This window comes from Dietzia sp. SL131 (genome assembly GCF_026672565.1).
GTDB lineage: Bacteria > Actinomycetota > Actinomycetes > Mycobacteriales > Mycobacteriaceae > Dietzia > Dietzia kunjamensis.
The window spans coordinates 2,080,106-2,094,077 of record NZ_JAPPRI010000003.1 but is presented as its reverse complement, the minus strand read 5'-3'; the positions used below and the strand labels follow the sequence as shown (position 1 = coordinate 2,094,077).

The following is a 13,972-nucleotide window of genomic DNA, read 5'->3' as shown; positions in this document are numbered from 1 at the left end:
CGGCATCCCGGGAGGCCCGTACATGTCGAGTACCGAGACGATCTGCGAACCGCGGCAGTTCACGGTGGAACGCGACGGCGGTGTCACGCTGGTCGGCGAGGTGTGGGATCCGGTGGATCCGGCGGGCGACTCGCTCGACCCGGTCGAGGAGATCCTCATGCTGCACGGGGGTGCCCAGACCCGCCACGCGTGGAGCCGCGCCGCCCGCCGGCTGTCGGGGGAGGGGTACAGGGTCACCGCGATGGACGCCCGTGGTCACGGGGACAGCGACTGGGATCCGGAGGGTGACTACGACATCCACCGGCTGGCCGCGGACCTCGAGGCGATCGTCGCCGAGCGGTTCCCCTCCCGGCGCCCGGTGATCGTCGGCGCGTCCCTCGGCGGGATGACCGCGATGCTCTCGCTGGGCACCGGCAAGGACGTCGCCCGTGCGCTCGTCCTGGTGGACGTCACCCCGAAGCTCGAGGCCAAGGGGGTCGAGCGGGTCGGGGAGTTCATGCGCTCCGGGTTCAACGGGTTCGCCAGTCTCGAGGAGGCCGCCGACGCGATCGCCGCCTACCAGCCGCAGCGCAAGCGACCGCCTAATCCCGAGGGCCTGCGCAAGAACCTCCGGCTGCGCGAGGACGGACGGTGGCACTGGCACTGGGACCCCCGCTTCGCCGGTGGCGCCTCGGCCGACAACGCGGAACTCGGCAACGCCTTCTTCGAGGAGCTCGTCCCGCACATCACGCAACCGACCCTGCTCATCCGGGGCTCGGCGTCGGACATCGTCAGTGACGAGTCGGTGCGGCACCTGCGGGGGCTGCTCCCGCACGCGTACACGATGGAGGTGCCCGACGCCGGGCACATGGTCGCGGGCGACGACAACGCGGTCTTCCTCGACCAGCTCGAGAAGTTCCTCGCCGAGGTCCTCGACTCGCCGCCCCGCCGGGAGACGTCCCGGGAGGCGTGAGGCCAGGGGGGAGCGGGGAATAACCTGCCTCCGGCGACGTTGTCACTGACTACGCGCGGCATCCATACCCCCAGAGGTATGGATCGTCGCGGAAGGTCGTCGCCGGCGCGGGCTGTCCGTAGGCTGGCGGCGTAACGAGACGGGACGAGAGCCGCCCCGTCCGCGCTAGGAGGGCATTCGTATGAGCACCGTCGACATCACGACCGCCGAGTTCGAGAAGACCGTCACCGAGAACGACATCGTCCTGGTGGACTTCTGGGCCGAGTGGTGTGGCCCGTGCAAGGCGTTCGGTCCGGTCTACGAGAAGGTCTCGGGCAAGAACCCCGAGCTGACCTTCGCCAAGGTGGATACCGACGCCGAGCAGCAGCTCGGAGCGATGCTGCAGATCCAGTCCATCCCGACGCTCATGGCGTTCCGCGAGGGCATCGCGGTGTTCCGCCACTCGGGTGCCATCCCGGAGCAGGCTCTGGACGACCTGGTCGAGCAGATCAAGGGGCTCGACATGGACGAGGTCCGCAAGGCCGTCGAGGACGCGCAGGCGCAGCAGGGCGACGCGCAGCCCTGATCGGCGGGTCGATCCACTCTCCTGACGGGACGACGGCGGCGGCGAGGTCCCCCCGGAACACGTTCGGGTAACCACCCCACAGGTTTCACCCATGGGGCTAACGTTGCTAGAACACGTTCCAGTGGCGGGCTTCGCTCCGTCGCGCCCGGAGGGAGTTCAATGAAGACCAAGGCCGCCATCGCCCGAGAGCTCGGCAAGCCGTTCGAGATCGTCGAGGCCGAGCTCGACGGACCCAACTTCGGCGAGGTGCTCGTCAAGTGGAAGGTCGCCGGCCTCTGCCACTCGGACCTGCACATCACCAGCGGTGACCTGCCGGGTCGCCTGCCGATCGTCGGTGGCCACGAGGGTGCGGGCGTCGTCGAGGCGGTCGGTGACGGCGTCACCCACGTCCAGCCCGGCGACCACGTGGTGGGGTCGTTCATCCCCGCCTGTGGCAAGTGTTCGGCCTGCGCGCGCGGGATGACCAACCTCTGCGACGGCGGCCTCAACGGCACCATCGGTGAGATGGCCGACGGCCGCTACCCGTTCAAGCTGGACAACGGTGAGACCGCCGGTGCGATGTGCACCCTGGGTACGTTCTCGCAGTACACCGTCGCCAACATGAACTCGGTGGTCAAGGTCCAGGACTGGATCCCCTTCGAGGTCGCGGCCCTGGTGGGCTGCGGCGTCACCACCGGCTGGGGTTCCGCCGTCTACTCCGCCGACGTCCGGGCCGGCGACACCGTCGTCGTCTTCGGCATCGGTGGCATCGGCATCAACGCCATCCAGGGCGCCAAGCATGCGGGCGCCCGGTTCATCCTCGCCATCGACACCGACGAGTCGAAGCTGGCCAAGGCCAAGGAGTTCGGCGCCACCCACGTCTACACGGACGTCGACGAGGCCAAGGCCGAGCTGCCGGGCCTGACCTGGGGCACGATGGCGGAGAAGGCCATCATCACCATCGGCGTGGCCGACGCGAAGGTCACCGCCGACGCGACCGACATGGTCGGCAAGCGCGGCGTCGTCGTGCTCACCTCGATGGGCGGCCTCGACAACCAGTCGATCTCCCTGCCCGGCCTGTTCGTCTCGCAGTACGAGAAGGTCATCAAGGGCTCGCTCTTCGGCTCCGCCAACGCCTTCCACGACATCCCCAACATCCTGCGCCTGTGGGACGAGAAGCAGCTCAAGCTGGACGAGCTCATCACCCACCGCTTCACCCTCGACCAGGTGAACGAGGGCTACGAGATCATGGAGCGCGGCGGCGAGGGCATGGTCCGCGGGATCATCGTCCACGACGACTGACCGTCAGCTGGGCCGGCAGAAACCGGCACTCGCGAAAATATACCCCCGCGGGTACACTGGAGACATCCGGTGGACCCACGGGGGTCTCGCGTCAGTCCGCCTTCACCATCCGAGACCATCAGTGACCCACGAGAGGGACGACGATGTCAGCAACCGAGCGGGCTGTGTCCGACAAAGCAGTGTCCGACAAAGCAGTGTCCTACAAAGCCGTGTCCGCAAAAGCCGTGTCCGAGCCCAGGCAGCAGGTCCTCAACAGGCTGCGCCGCGCGCGCGGCCAGCTCAACGCGGTGATCGACATGGTCGAGCAGGAACGCTCGTGCAAGGAGATCGTCACCCAACTCGCGGCGGTGTCCAAGGCACTGGACCGTGCGGGGTTCAAGATCATCAGCGAGAACATCCAGGAGTGCATCACCCGCGACGGCGAACCCGGCGCGGACGGGGTCGACCTGCCCGAGCTCGAGAAGCTGTTCCTCTCGCTCGCCTGACCACCGGCCGGCCCCGTGGCAGGCTGGGTGACGACACGGGAGACCAGAACCGACAACACCAGAACCGACAACACCGGAGGTAGTCGACATGGACATCGGAATCGGCACGTTCACCGAGATGGAGTTCGACGAGGCGGTGGAGGCGACCCGGGCCGCGCTCGCCGACCGCGGGTTCGGGATCCTCCACGAGATCGACCTCACGGCCACCCTGAAGAACAAGATCGACAAGGACATCGAGCGTGTCCTCATCCTCGGCGCCTGCAATCCCGGGTTCGCGGGGAAGGCGTTCGACGTGAGCAAGGACGTCGCCCTGATGATCCCCTGCAATGTGGTGATCCGCGAGTCCGGCGGCGGCTGCGTGATCGAGGCCCAGAACCCGGATCTCCTCTCGCAGGTCATCTCCGGTGGCCTGCAGGACCTCGCCGACGAACTGACCACCGACATGCGCTCGATGATGAAGGACCTCACGCGCTGAGTAACCTGGGGGGCATGAACCCGGAGCAGGACAACGACCCACGCACCCTGGCCCAGCGGCGACTCGAGGCGATGGTGGGGCGGGGGGAGTTGTCGCTCGCCGAGTTCTCGGACCGCGCGGCCAAGATCTGGGCCGCGACCTGCCCCGCCGAACTCGAGGTGGCGCTGAGCGGTCTCCCCGCCGACCGGCCCGGCCCGGCACAGCACGCCCGACCGGCGCCGGTCGGCCCGGTGCATTCCGCGCCGCCGGCCACCCGTCCCGGCAGTGCGATCACCGTGGACGAGAGCCAGAAGAGGACCTCCGTCTTCGACACCCTCAAGCGCGAGGGCCGCTGGATGCTGCCGGACGACTACCGACTGACGTCGTGGCTGGGTGAGATCTACCTCGACGCCCGAGAGGCCGTCGTCGACCGCCCGCGCACCCACCTCCAACTGGATCTGTGGGGCGCCAACGCCAAGATCCTTCTCCCGCCCGGGGTCTCGGTGTCGATCACCGGCAACCGGACCATGAGCGAGCTGAAGATCGACGAGGGGCGCTACGACGTCCACGGCGGTCCCCACCTGGACATCGAGATCAACGGGTTCATGGCGGGCACGAAGATCAAGATCCTCGCCGCGGGGGAGAAGATCCCCAAGACCTGGAAGTGGTTCTAGGAGATTCTCCGGCGACGCCACACGGTGTGCCGGTGCCGCACCTCGTCGTCGTACCCCTCGACCCGACTCCGTGGGTCGGTGATCCATTCGCCGACCTCGACCAGTTCCCAGGCGTCGTCCAGTTCGGGCGCCAGCACGGTGCCCGGCGCCTCGGCGTCGATCTCGGTCACCAGACACTCGTCCGCGGCGGACAGCGCCGCGGCGTAGATCTGGCCGCCGCCCATCACCGCGGCCTCCGGGCCCGCGAGTTCCAGGGCGCGCTCCACGGACCCGGCGCGTTCCGCGCCGTCGGCCGACCAGTCGGCGTCCCGCGTGCACACGACGTTGCGACGGCCGGGCAGGGGGCGGAACCGCTCCGGGATCGAGTCCCACGTCGCGCGGCCCATCACCACGGGACGCCCGACGGTGGCCTGCTTGAAGAACGCGAGGTCCTCGGGGATGTGCCACGGCATGTCTCGGCCGTCACCGATCACCCCGCCGCGGGCCTGCGCCCACACCATCCGCACGGTCACCGCAGCCGTCCGCCGGATCAGACCGCGACCGGGGCCTTGATGCCCGGGTGGTGCTCGTAGCCGACGACCTCGAAATCCTCGAAGGTGTAGTCGAAGATCGACGGGGCGCGGTTCAGCCGCAGCTCGGGGTAGGGGTACGGCTCCCGCGAGAGCTGTGTGCGGACCTGCTCGACGTGGTTGTCGTAGATGTGACAGTCGCCGCCGGTCCAGATGAACTCACCCACTTCGAGACCCACCTGCTGCGCCATCATGTGGGTGAGCAGGGAATAGGAGGCGATGTTGAACGGCACGCCCAGGAAGAGGTCGGCGCTGCGCTGGTACAGCTGACAGCTGAGCTTGCCGTCGGCCACGTAGAACTGGAACAGCAGGTGGCAGGGCGGCAGGGCCATCTCCGACAACTCGCTGACGTTCCACGCGGAGACGATGTTGCGCCGCGAGTCCGGGTCGGTCCTCAGCAACTCCACCGCCGAGGCGATCTGGTCGATGTGAGCGCCGTCGGGGGTCGGCCACGAGCGCCACTGCACCCCGTAGACGGGCCCCAGCTCGCCGTCGGAGTCCGCCCACTCGTCCCAGATCGTCACACCGTTCTCGCGGAGCCACCCGATGTTCGAGTCGCCGCGCAGGAACCACAGCAGCTCGTAGGCCACTGACTTGAAGTGCACGCGCTTGGTGGTGATCAGCGGAAACCCCTGCGCGAGGTCGTAGCGCAGCTGGTGGCCGAACAGGCTGCGTGTGCCCGTGCCGGTGCGGTCCGCCTTGGGGGTGCCCTGCTCCAGGACCAACCGGAGCAGGTCCTCGTACGGGGTGGGGACGGTCATGGGGCTGAAGTCTACTCAAGCGGTCCGGTCACGCCGTCCAGACCGGGTGCCCCGCCGTGACGGCCAGCACCTTCTCCGTGAGGTCGGGGCGGCACACGAGGATGTCCGGGGAGTAGGTGTCCGACTTGTTGAACTCGAGGGGCGACCCGTCGATCCGGGAGGCGTGCAGGCCGGCGGCGAGCGCCACGCCGACGGGCGCCGCCTGGTCCCACTCGTTCTGGCCGCCGGCATGGAGATAGACATCGGCGTCGCCGAGCAGGACGGAGAGCATCTTGGCGCCGGCCGACCCCATCGGCCGCACGTGCAGCCCGAGCTCGTCGGCGACCCCGTGGATCCCGGCGGGCGGGTTGTTGCGACTGATGACCATGGTCCCCGAGCTCGGGCCGTCGACGTGGTCGACCTGGTCCGACCGGAACACCCGGCCGGCGTCGGGGAGTCCGACGGCGGCGACGGTGGGCCGGCCGTCGACGACGAGCGCGACGTGGACCGACCAGTCCGACCGGCCGGTGGAGAACTCCTTGGTGCCGTCGATCACGTCGATGATCCACACCCGTGACTTGGCGAGGCGGCTGCGATCGTCGGCGACCCCCTCCGAGAGGATCCCGTCGTCCGGTCGGTGCACGGCGAGTACCTCGCCGGTCCAGTCCTCGGCGACGTCGTTCGCCACACGCGCGAGCGAACGTCCGTGCAGCAGGCCGCCCGCGCGGGTGCCCCGGACGATGTCCCCGATGCCGGTGGCGAGGTGGGAAGCCAGGTCGTGGTCGTCGAGATCGCGCATGGGCACACTCTACGGAGCCACGTCCGTGTCACGGCGTGTGTCGTAGCCGTACGACATCATGTGTTCATGTCCGTCGCCCTGGACCGGTTCCACCCGGCCACCGCCTCCTGGTTCCGTGGTGCGTTCGGCGCGCCGACCGCCGCGCAGTCCGGTGCGTGGGCGGCCCTCGCCGGGGGCGCCCACACCCTGGTCGTCGCACCGACGGGCTCGGGCAAGACGCTGTCGGCGTTCCTCGCCGCGCTCGACGGACTGCTCCTGGGCCCGGCCGAACCCGACCCGGGCAGTGCGGCCGGGAGTGCCCGCGCGTCCGGCCCCGGCACCCGTGTCCTCTACATCTCCCCCTCAAGGCGCTGGCCGTGGACGTCGAGCGCAACCTCCGGGCTCCGCTGGCGGGGATCGCCCGGGAGGCCGCGGCGCTGGGCACGGAGACGCCGGAGGTGTCCGTGGGGATCCGGACCGGTGACACCCCGCCGGACGAGCGACGCCGCCAGCGGGCCAGGCCACCGCACATCCTGGTCACCACGCCCGAGTCATTGTTCCTGCTGCTGACCTCGGCCGCCCGCGAGACCCTGACGGACGTGGACACGGTCATCATCGACGAGATCCACGCGGTCGCCGGCAGCAAGCGCGGCGCGCACCTCGCGCTGAGCCTCGAGCGTCTGGACGAGCTGCTCGACGCGCCCGCGCAGCGGGTGGGGTTGTCGGCGACGGTCCGGCCGCACTCCGAGGTGGCCCGCTTCCTGGCGGGTGAGCGCCCGGTCACCGTGGTGGCACCGCGGTCGGACAAGAGCTTCGAGCTGTCCGTCCGGGTCCCGGTGGAGGACATGACCGACCTGTCCTCGGCCGCCCCGGATGTGTCCGCACCAGCGGGCACGCCGGGGCAGGGGTCGATCTGGCCGCACGTCGAGCGGCAGGTGGTGGACCTGGTCACCGCGCACCGCTCGACGATCGTCTTCGTCAACTCCCGTCGCCTGGCCGAACGGCTCACCGCCCGCCTCAACGAGATCTACGCCGAGGACACCGACCCCGGGTCCCTGCCCGAGCCCCCGGCCCGACCGCCAGCGCAGGTGATGGTGCCCTCGGAGGTCACGCGGGGCGCACCGCCGGAGTTGGCGATGGCGCACCACGGGTCGGTGTCCAAGGAGCGCCGGGCGCTCATCGAGGACGCGTTGAAGTCGGGCCGGCTCCGGGCGGTGGTGGCCACCTCGTCCCTCGAGTTGGGCATCGACATGGGGTCGGTGGACCTGGTGGTGCAGGTCGAGTCACCGCCGTCGGTGGCGTCGGGGCTGCAGCGCGTCGGCCGTGCCGGTCACCAGGTCGGCGAGGTCTCCCGGGCGGTGGTGTTCCCCAAGCACCGTGCGGACCTGGTCCACAGCGCGGTGACCGTGGAGCGGATGCTCCTCGGTGCGATCGAGGAGTTGTCGGTTGTCGCCAACCCCCTCGACGTCCTGGCCCAGCAGACGGTGGCGGCGTGTGCGCTGGAGCCGATCGACGTGGAGGAGTGGTTCTCGGCCGTCCGGCGCACGGCCCCGTACCAGGGGCTGCCGCGGTCGGCGTTCGAGGCCACACTCGACATGCTCGCCGGTAAGTACCCGTCGGCGGACTTCGCGGAATTGCGGCCGCGGTTGGTCTGGGACCGCGACGCGGGGACGCTCACCGGCCGCCCCGGCGCCCAGCGGCTGGCCGTCACCTCGGGCGGCACGATCCCGGACCGCGGACTGTTCGGCGTGTTCATGGTGGGGGAGAAGGCCACCCGCGTCGGGGAGCTGGACGAGGAGATGGTCTACGAGTCCCGCGTCGGTGACGTGTTCGCGCTCGGGGCCTCGAGCTGGCGCGTCGAGGAGATCACCCATGACCGGGTGCTGGTCACCCCCGCGCCCGGCGGCACCGGTCGGCTGCCGTTCTGGCTCGGTGACGACCAGGGTCGGCCCGCCGAGCTCGGCCGCGCGCTGGGCGGCTTCCTGCGGGAGGTCGCGGGCGGCACGGACGCGGAGGCCACCGCCCGGCTGGACGCCGCCGGCCTCGACGCCAACGCCGCCACCAATCTCCGGCGCTTCCTGTCCGAACAGCGCGAGGCCACCGGTCATGTACCCAGCGACACCACGCTCGTCGTGGAGCGTTTCCGCGACGAGGTCGGCGACTGGCGGGTGGTTCTCCACTCGCCGTTCGGGGCGCGGGTGCACTGGCCGTGGGCGGAGGCCGTGCGCGCCCGGCTCGCCGCCGCGCACGGATTCGACGCGGTGCCGGTGGTGTCCGACGACGGCATCATCCTCCGGGTACCGGACATGGGCGACGACGGCGAGGTGGGCGCACGCCCGGGAGCCGAGACGTTCGCCATCGGGGCCGAGGAGGCGGTGGACCTGGTCACCCGGCACGTGGGCGGGTCCGCACTGTTCGCCTCCCGCTTCCGTGAGTGTTCGGCGCGCGCCCTGCTGTTCCCCCGGCTCGACCCCGGCCGGCGGGCGCCGTTGTGGCAGCAGCGGCAGAAGTCGGCGCAGCTGCTCGACGTCGCCCGCCGCTACCCGGACTTCCCGATGATCCTCGAGGCGGTGCGCGAGTGTCTGCAGGACGTCTACGACGTCCCGGCGCTCGAGCGGATCCTGACCGAGATCGAGTCGCGCACCGTGCGGATCGTCGAGGTGGACACACCCAGTGCCTCGCCGTTCGCGCAGTCGCTGCTGTTCGACTACGTCGGGGCGTTCCTCTACGAGGGCGACTCCCCGTTGGCGGAGAAGCGGGCGGCGGCGCTCGCGATCGACCCGTCGCTGCTCGGGCAGCTCCTCGGTCGCGTCGAGTTGCGCGAGCTGCTCGACATCGAGGTCCTGGACTCGATCGAACGGCGGCTGCAGCACCTCGAGCCCGATCGCGCCGCCCGCGACGCCGAGGCCGTGGTCGATCTCCTGCGCCTGCTGGGCCCGCTCACGGCCGAGGAGGTCGCGGCCCGGTCCACCGACCCCGACGCCGCCCCCGCCTGGCTCGCCTCCCTGGCCGAGGCGTGGCGCGTGGTCACCGTCGAGCATTCCGGCCGGACGTGGTGGGCCGGCGTCGAAGACGTGTCCAGGCTCCGCGACGGGCTGGGTGTCCCGCCGCCGCCCGGGGTGCCGTCGGCGTTCCTCGGCGATGTCACCGACCCCCTCGGCGAGCTCATCCGGCGCTATGCGCGCACCCACGGCCCGTTCACCGTCGACGCGGTCGCCGAGCGTTTCGGGCTCGGGGTGGCCGTCGCCCGCGGCGTTCTCGATCGACTCACGTCTTCCGGGGCGCTGCTGGCCGGCGAGTTCCGTCCGGGCGCGACGGGCCCCGAGTGGTGCGACGCCGAGGTCCTGCGGCACATCCGCCGCCGCTCGCTGGCCGCACTGCGATCGCAGATCGAACCGGTCTCGCACTCCGGGCTGGGCCGCTTCCTGCCCGGCTGGCAGAGCCTCGGCACCGGAGCGGGTGCGGGCACAGGGCCCGGCGCCGAGTCAGGCGTGGACGGGGTGCTCGCCGTGGTCGAGCAGCTCGACGGACTCGCGGTGCCCGCCTCCGCTCTCGAACCGCTGATCCTGGCACCCCGGGTGCGGGACTACTCACCGACGATGCTCGACGAACTCCTGGCCGGGGGAGAGGTCATCTGGAGCGGGCGTGGTCGGGCGGGCTCACGCGACGGCTGGGTCTCCCTGCACCCAGCCGATTCGGCCGGTGCGACCCTGCCCCTCGATCGACCGAAGCCGGAGGGGCCGGTCCACCTCGCCGTCGTCGAGTCCCTGCGCGGCGGCGCCCTGTTCTTCCGCGACATCGTCGCCAAGGTGAAAGACGCGGCCGCCCCCGCGCCTACAGACCCTGCACCTACAGACCCTGCGAACACAGACCCTGCGACTACAGACCCCGTGCTCACCATCACCGAGGCCGCGGTCCGTGACGCACTGTGGGATCTGGTGTGGGACGGAGCGGTCACCAATGACACCTTCGCGCCGCTGCGCGCGGTGCTGGCCGGCGGCGGATCCTCGGGGTCGGGGACCGCGCATCGTTCGCCCAGGTCCTCCGCTCGACCGCGCCGTGCCCGGCTGGGCAGGACGACCATGGCCCAACTGAACGACTCCGTCGCCGCGGGTACGAGGACGCCGCCCCTGCTCGCCGGCCGCTGGTCGCTGGTGCCGGAGCCGGTCACCGACGCGACGCTGCGGGCCCACGCCTGGGCCGAGACTCTGCTACTGCGTCATGGTGTGGTCACGCGGGGCGCGGTGGAGGCCGAGGAGATCCCCGGCGGGTTCGCGGCCGTGTACAAGGTACTGGCGCAGATGGAGGACTCGGGCCGCTGTCGGCGCGGGTATTTCGTCGACGGCCTCGGTGCCGCCCAGTTCGCCGCCGGCAACACCATCGATCGGCTGCGGACCTTCGACGACACCGCCGACGACGCCCACTGGCCATCCGGTGCGGACGAGCCCGCCGTTCGGGTCCTCGCCGCGACCGACCCCGCCAACCCCTACGGGGCCGCCCTGCCCTGGCCCGCCGCACGCACCCGCAGCGACGGGGACATGGGCGGCGAGGGGACGGGGAACGGGTCCGGACACCGCCCCGGTCGCAAGGCGGGAGCTCTGGTGGTGCTGGTCGACGGAGTGTGTGTGCTGTTCGTCGAACGCGGCGGGCGAACCGTCCTGGTCCTCGACGACCGCGCCGGTGCCGTCCCGGCCGCTGCGACGGCGCTCGCCGGAACCGTGAAGTCCGGCGCGGTCGGCGCGCTCACCGTCACCACCCTCGGTGGCGAGCCCGTCCACACCTCGTCCCATGCCGCGGCGTTCGAGGCCGCCGGCTTCGGCATCACTCCCAAGGGGCTGCGGATCCGCCGCTGAACATCCACATCTTGAGTCGGCCGCGGCGAATAGTTAGAGTATGCGCATTAGTGCATGTGTTGGAAGGGGTGTTGTCGAATGGGTGCGGGCCATTCCCATGGTCGTCCCTCCGGCCACGCCGGTGGGCGATACCGGGCGCGCCTCGGGGGTGCGTTCGCCCTGACGGCGGCGTTCTTCGGGGTCGAACTGGTCGCCGGCCTGGTCTCCGGCTCCCTCGCCCTCCTCTCCGACGCCGGCCACATGGGCGCGGACGTGGTGGCACTCGGCGCGGCCCTCCTGGCCACGGTGGTCGCCACCCGGCCCGACGCATCAGGCCGCCGGACGTTCGGCCACTACCGCGTGGAGATCTTCGCCTCCGGCCTGGCGGTGCTCATCATGCTCGGCATGGGCGTGTACGTGCTGATCGAAGCTGTCGGTCGGCTCGGCTCCGACTCCTCCGTCGCCGCCGGGACGATGCTCGTCGTCGGCGCGCTCGGGCTCGTGGTCAACGTCATCTCCCTGCTGTTGTTGCGCAGCGGGTCCGGCGAAAGCCTGGCAGTGCGTGGCGCGTACCTCGAGGTGCTCGCCGATGCGGCAGGCTCCGTCGGGGTGATCGTGGCGGCGCTGCTCATGCGGGCGACCGGGTCGACGGTGTGGGATCTGGTGGTCGCGGTGGCGATCGCCGTGTTCATCGTGGTGCGGGCGGTGGCGCTCGGACGGCAGGTGGTCGCCGTCCTCGCCCAGCACGCGCCCGCCGGCGTCGATCCGGTGGAGGTGGAGGCCCAGCTCGGAGCCCTGCGTGACGTCGAGGAGGTCCATGACCTGCACCTGTGGACACTGACCTCGGGAATGGACGTGGGTACCGTGCACCTGGTGGTCGACTCGGTCGCAGATCACTCAGAGGTGCTCGGCGAGGCTCGGCGCGTCCTCCTGGAGGAGCACGGGATCGAGCACGTGACGGTGCAGATCGAGACCGCCGGGGTCGTCGGTTGCCGCGAACTGGGGTGGTGAACCGTGCCCGAGGGTGATTCGGTGCACCGGGCTGCGGCGCGGGTCCGCGAGGCCCTCGCCGGCCGCACCCTGGACAGGAGCGAGCTCCGTGTACCGAGATTCGCCGCCGTCGATCTCGCGGGCAGGTCGGTGGTGACGGCCCGGTCCCGGGGGAAGCACCTCTTCGTCGTCGTCGGCCCCGACGATGAGGGCCGTGACCCCGTCACCCTCCACATCCACCTCAAGATGGAGGGCCGCATCCACGTCCTGCGTGCGGGGGACCGGTGGCGGTTCCCCGCGCACACCGTCCGGCTGCTCCTGCGTGCCGGTGACGTCGAGGTGGTGGGCACGGAACTCGGACTGCTCCGCGCACTGACCCCCGCCGAGGCCGACCGCGCCGTCAGCCACCTCGGGCCCGATCTCCTCAGCGCGGATTGGGACCCGGTGACGAGCACAGACGAGGTCGTGCGGAGGATCAGCGAGCGACCCACTCGTACGATCGGCGAGGCGTTGCTCGACCAGCGCAATCTGGCCGGGATCGGGACCGTCTACCGGGCGGAGCTGTGTTTCCTGCGCGGGGTGGACCCGCGGGATCCGGTCGAGGTCGTGCCGGACCTCCGTGCGATGGTCACACTGGCGCGGCGGATGCTGGTGGCCAACGCCGACCGCACAGTCCGGGTGACGACCGGCGACACCCGGCGCGGGCGCGAGCTGTGGGTGTACGGCCGCGACGGCAAGCCGTGCCGCCGGTGCGGGACCGAGGTGGAGACGTTCCGTCTCGGAGGACTCGCGGACCCGGACGAACCGAGCGACTCCCTGGATCGCATCGCCTACCGTTGCCCGTCCTGCCAGCCGCGTCGTGCCACACTGGGCGCATCGCCAACGGAGGAGAACTCGTGACCGACCGCAAAACGATTCTGATCACCGGTGCCAGCTCTGGCCTCGGGGAGGGAATGGCCCGCCGCTGGGCCGCGCAGGAGAAGAACCTCGCGCTGTGCGCGCGGCGCCTGGACCGCCTGGAGGAGCTCCGAGCCGAACTGCTGGCGGCGAATCCCTCGATCACGGTGGCGGTCCGCGAGCTCGATGTGGCTGACGGTGACGCGGTGGAGCGGGTGTTCGGCGAGCTGGACGCCGAGCTCGGCGGCATCGACCGGTTCGTACTCAACGCCGGGCTGGGCAAGGGCGCCTCGATCGGCACGGGGAAGGCGCACGCCAACCGGGAGACCGCGATGGTGAACGTGGTGGGCACGCTGAACCAGGCAGAGGCGGCGATGGAGCGGCTCTTCACTCGAGGTGAGGGGCACCTGGTGTTCATCTCGTCCGTGAGCTCGTTGCGCGGCATGCCGAAGGCGCAGAACACCTACGGCGCGACCAAGGCGTTCGTCTCGGCCCTGGCGCAGGGCCTGTACGCCGAGCTCGACAGTGCCGGTAGCCGGATCAAGGTGACGGACATTCTCCCGGGGTATATCCGCACGGACATCAACCGGTCGGTGAAGACCGCGTTGATGACCGAGTTCGACGAGGGCGTCGACGCGCTGGTCAAGACGATCGACGCCGAGCCCACCCGCGCGCTGGTTCCCGCCAAGCCGTGGAAGGCGATCGGCCCGCTGCTGACGCTCCTGCCCGAGAAGGTCAGCCGCCGCTTCGTCTGA

Annotated in this window: 12 protein-coding genes and 1 pseudogene; 10 read left to right on the top strand and 3 right to left on the bottom strand. The window is 70.7% G+C overall.

Annotated elements, in window-relative coordinates; genetic code table 11:
• Positions 1 to 22: 22 nt before the first annotated feature.
• The 6 genes from OVA21_RS10645 to OVA21_RS10620 all read left to right on the top strand — a co-directional run bounded on the left by OVA21_RS10645 (position 23) and on the right by OVA21_RS10620 (position 4,411).
• Positions 23 to 952 (top strand): alpha/beta fold hydrolase, encoded by a 930-nt coding sequence (locus OVA21_RS10645; RefSeq protein ID WP_268092400.1) that lies wholly within the window; start codon positions 23 to 25, stop codon positions 950 to 952.
• 181 nt (positions 953 to 1,133) lie between these two features.
• A complete protein-coding gene (gene trxA, locus OVA21_RS10640) occupies positions 1,134 to 1,517 on the top strand; it encodes a thioredoxin (protein WP_069388609.1) in 384 nt (127 codons plus the stop codon).
• Between the two features lie 159 nt (positions 1,518 to 1,676).
• On the top strand, positions 1,677 to 2,798 hold the full coding sequence (locus tag OVA21_RS10635; protein WP_119193304.1) for an NDMA-dependent alcohol dehydrogenase: 1,122 nt from the start codon (positions 1,677 to 1,679) through the stop codon (positions 2,796 to 2,798).
• A gap of 143 nt (positions 2,799 to 2,941) precedes the next feature.
• On the top strand, positions 2,942 to 3,283 hold the full coding sequence (locus OVA21_RS10630) for a metal-sensitive transcriptional regulator (protein WP_404850362.1): 342 nt from the start codon (positions 2,942 to 2,944) through the stop codon (positions 3,281 to 3,283).
• Positions 3,284 to 3,371: 88 nt separating this feature from the next.
• On the top strand, positions 3,372 to 3,758 hold the full coding sequence (locus tag OVA21_RS10625; RefSeq protein ID WP_007631133.1) for a DUF302 domain-containing protein: 387 nt from the start codon (positions 3,372 to 3,374) through the stop codon (positions 3,756 to 3,758).
• Between the two features lie 14 nt (positions 3,759 to 3,772).
• A complete protein-coding gene (locus tag OVA21_RS10620) occupies positions 3,773 to 4,411 on the top strand; it encodes a DUF1707 SHOCT-like domain-containing protein (RefSeq protein ID WP_268092399.1) in 639 nt (212 codons plus the stop codon).
• Here OVA21_RS10620 and OVA21_RS10615 read toward each other — a convergent pair.
• Genes OVA21_RS10615 through OVA21_RS10605 form a run of 3 tightly spaced genes read right to left on the bottom strand, consistent with a single transcriptional unit; the run spans position 4,408 to position 6,519 of the window.
• Positions 4,408 to 4,923 (bottom strand): dihydrofolate reductase, encoded by a 516-nt coding sequence (locus OVA21_RS10615; protein ID WP_326493466.1) that lies wholly within the window; start codon positions 4,921 to 4,923, stop codon positions 4,408 to 4,410. The genes OVA21_RS10620 and OVA21_RS10615 overlap by 4 nt on opposite strands.
• Positions 4,924 to 4,940: 17 nt before the next feature.
• Positions 4,941 to 5,741 carry a thymidylate synthase gene (locus tag OVA21_RS10610; protein ID WP_268092397.1) on the bottom strand — a complete coding sequence of 267 codons (801 nt, stop codon included), beginning with the start codon at positions 5,739 to 5,741 and terminating at the stop codon, positions 4,941 to 4,943.
• A 28-nt stretch (positions 5,742 to 5,769) separates the two neighbouring features.
• Positions 5,770 to 6,519 (bottom strand): 3'(2'),5'-bisphosphate nucleotidase CysQ, encoded by a 750-nt coding sequence (locus OVA21_RS10605; RefSeq protein WP_268092396.1) that lies wholly within the window; start codon positions 6,517 to 6,519, stop codon positions 5,770 to 5,772.
• A 66-nt stretch (positions 6,520 to 6,585) separates the two neighbouring features.
• Between OVA21_RS10605 and OVA21_RS10600 the strand changes: the two are divergent.
• From OVA21_RS10600 to OVA21_RS10585, 4 genes and pseudogenes are all read left to right on the top strand, one after another.
• A pseudogene (locus OVA21_RS10600) lies at positions 6,586 to 11,351 on the top strand (ATP-dependent helicase).
• Between the two features lie 78 nt (positions 11,352 to 11,429).
• Positions 11,430 to 12,341: a cation diffusion facilitator family transporter gene (locus OVA21_RS10595; protein ID WP_096907078.1), complete on the top strand. Its 912-nt coding sequence runs from the start codon at positions 11,430 to 11,432 to the stop codon at positions 12,339 to 12,341.
• A 3-nt stretch (positions 12,342 to 12,344) separates the two neighbouring features.
• The gene (locus OVA21_RS10590) at positions 12,345 to 13,220 is read left to right on the top strand and encodes a DNA-formamidopyrimidine glycosylase family protein (RefSeq protein ID WP_069389275.1); all 876 of its coding nucleotides are present in this window, start codon (positions 12,345 to 12,347) and stop codon (positions 13,218 to 13,220) included.
• Entirely contained in the window at positions 13,217 to 13,972 is a 756-nt protein-coding gene (locus OVA21_RS10585) for an SDR family oxidoreductase (RefSeq protein ID WP_096907080.1), read from the top strand. Before OVA21_RS10590 ends, OVA21_RS10585 begins: the two co-directional genes overlap by 4 nt.

Excerpts from the sequence above, each read along its gene's own strand:
- OVA21_RS10645 (WP_268092400.1), top strand. The coding sequence starts at position 23 with ATGTCGAGTACCGAGACGATCTGCGAACCGCGGCAGTTCACGGTGGAA.
- trxA (WP_069388609.1), top strand. The coding sequence starts at position 1,134 with ATGAGCACCGTCGACATCACGACCGCCGAGTTCGAGAAGACCGTCACC.
- OVA21_RS10635 (WP_119193304.1), top strand. The coding sequence starts at position 1,677 with ATGAAGACCAAGGCCGCCATCGCCCGAGAGCTCGGCAAGCCGTTCGAG.
- OVA21_RS10630 (WP_404850362.1), top strand. The coding sequence starts at position 2,942 with ATGTCAGCAACCGAGCGGGCTGTGTCCGACAAAGCAGTGTCCGACAAA.
- OVA21_RS10625 (WP_007631133.1), top strand. The coding sequence starts at position 3,372 with ATGGACATCGGAATCGGCACGTTCACCGAGATGGAGTTCGACGAGGCG.
- OVA21_RS10620 (WP_268092399.1), top strand. The coding sequence starts at position 3,773 with ATGAACCCGGAGCAGGACAACGACCCACGCACCCTGGCCCAGCGGCGA.
- OVA21_RS10610 (WP_268092397.1), bottom strand. The coding sequence starts at position 5,741 with ATGACCGTCCCCACCCCGTACGAGGACCTGCTCCGGTTGGTCCTGGAG.
- OVA21_RS10605 (WP_268092396.1), bottom strand. The coding sequence starts at position 6,519 with ATGCGCGATCTCGACGACCACGACCTGGCTTCCCACCTCGCCACCGGC.
- OVA21_RS10595 (WP_096907078.1), top strand. The coding sequence starts at position 11,430 with ATGGGTGCGGGCCATTCCCATGGTCGTCCCTCCGGCCACGCCGGTGGG.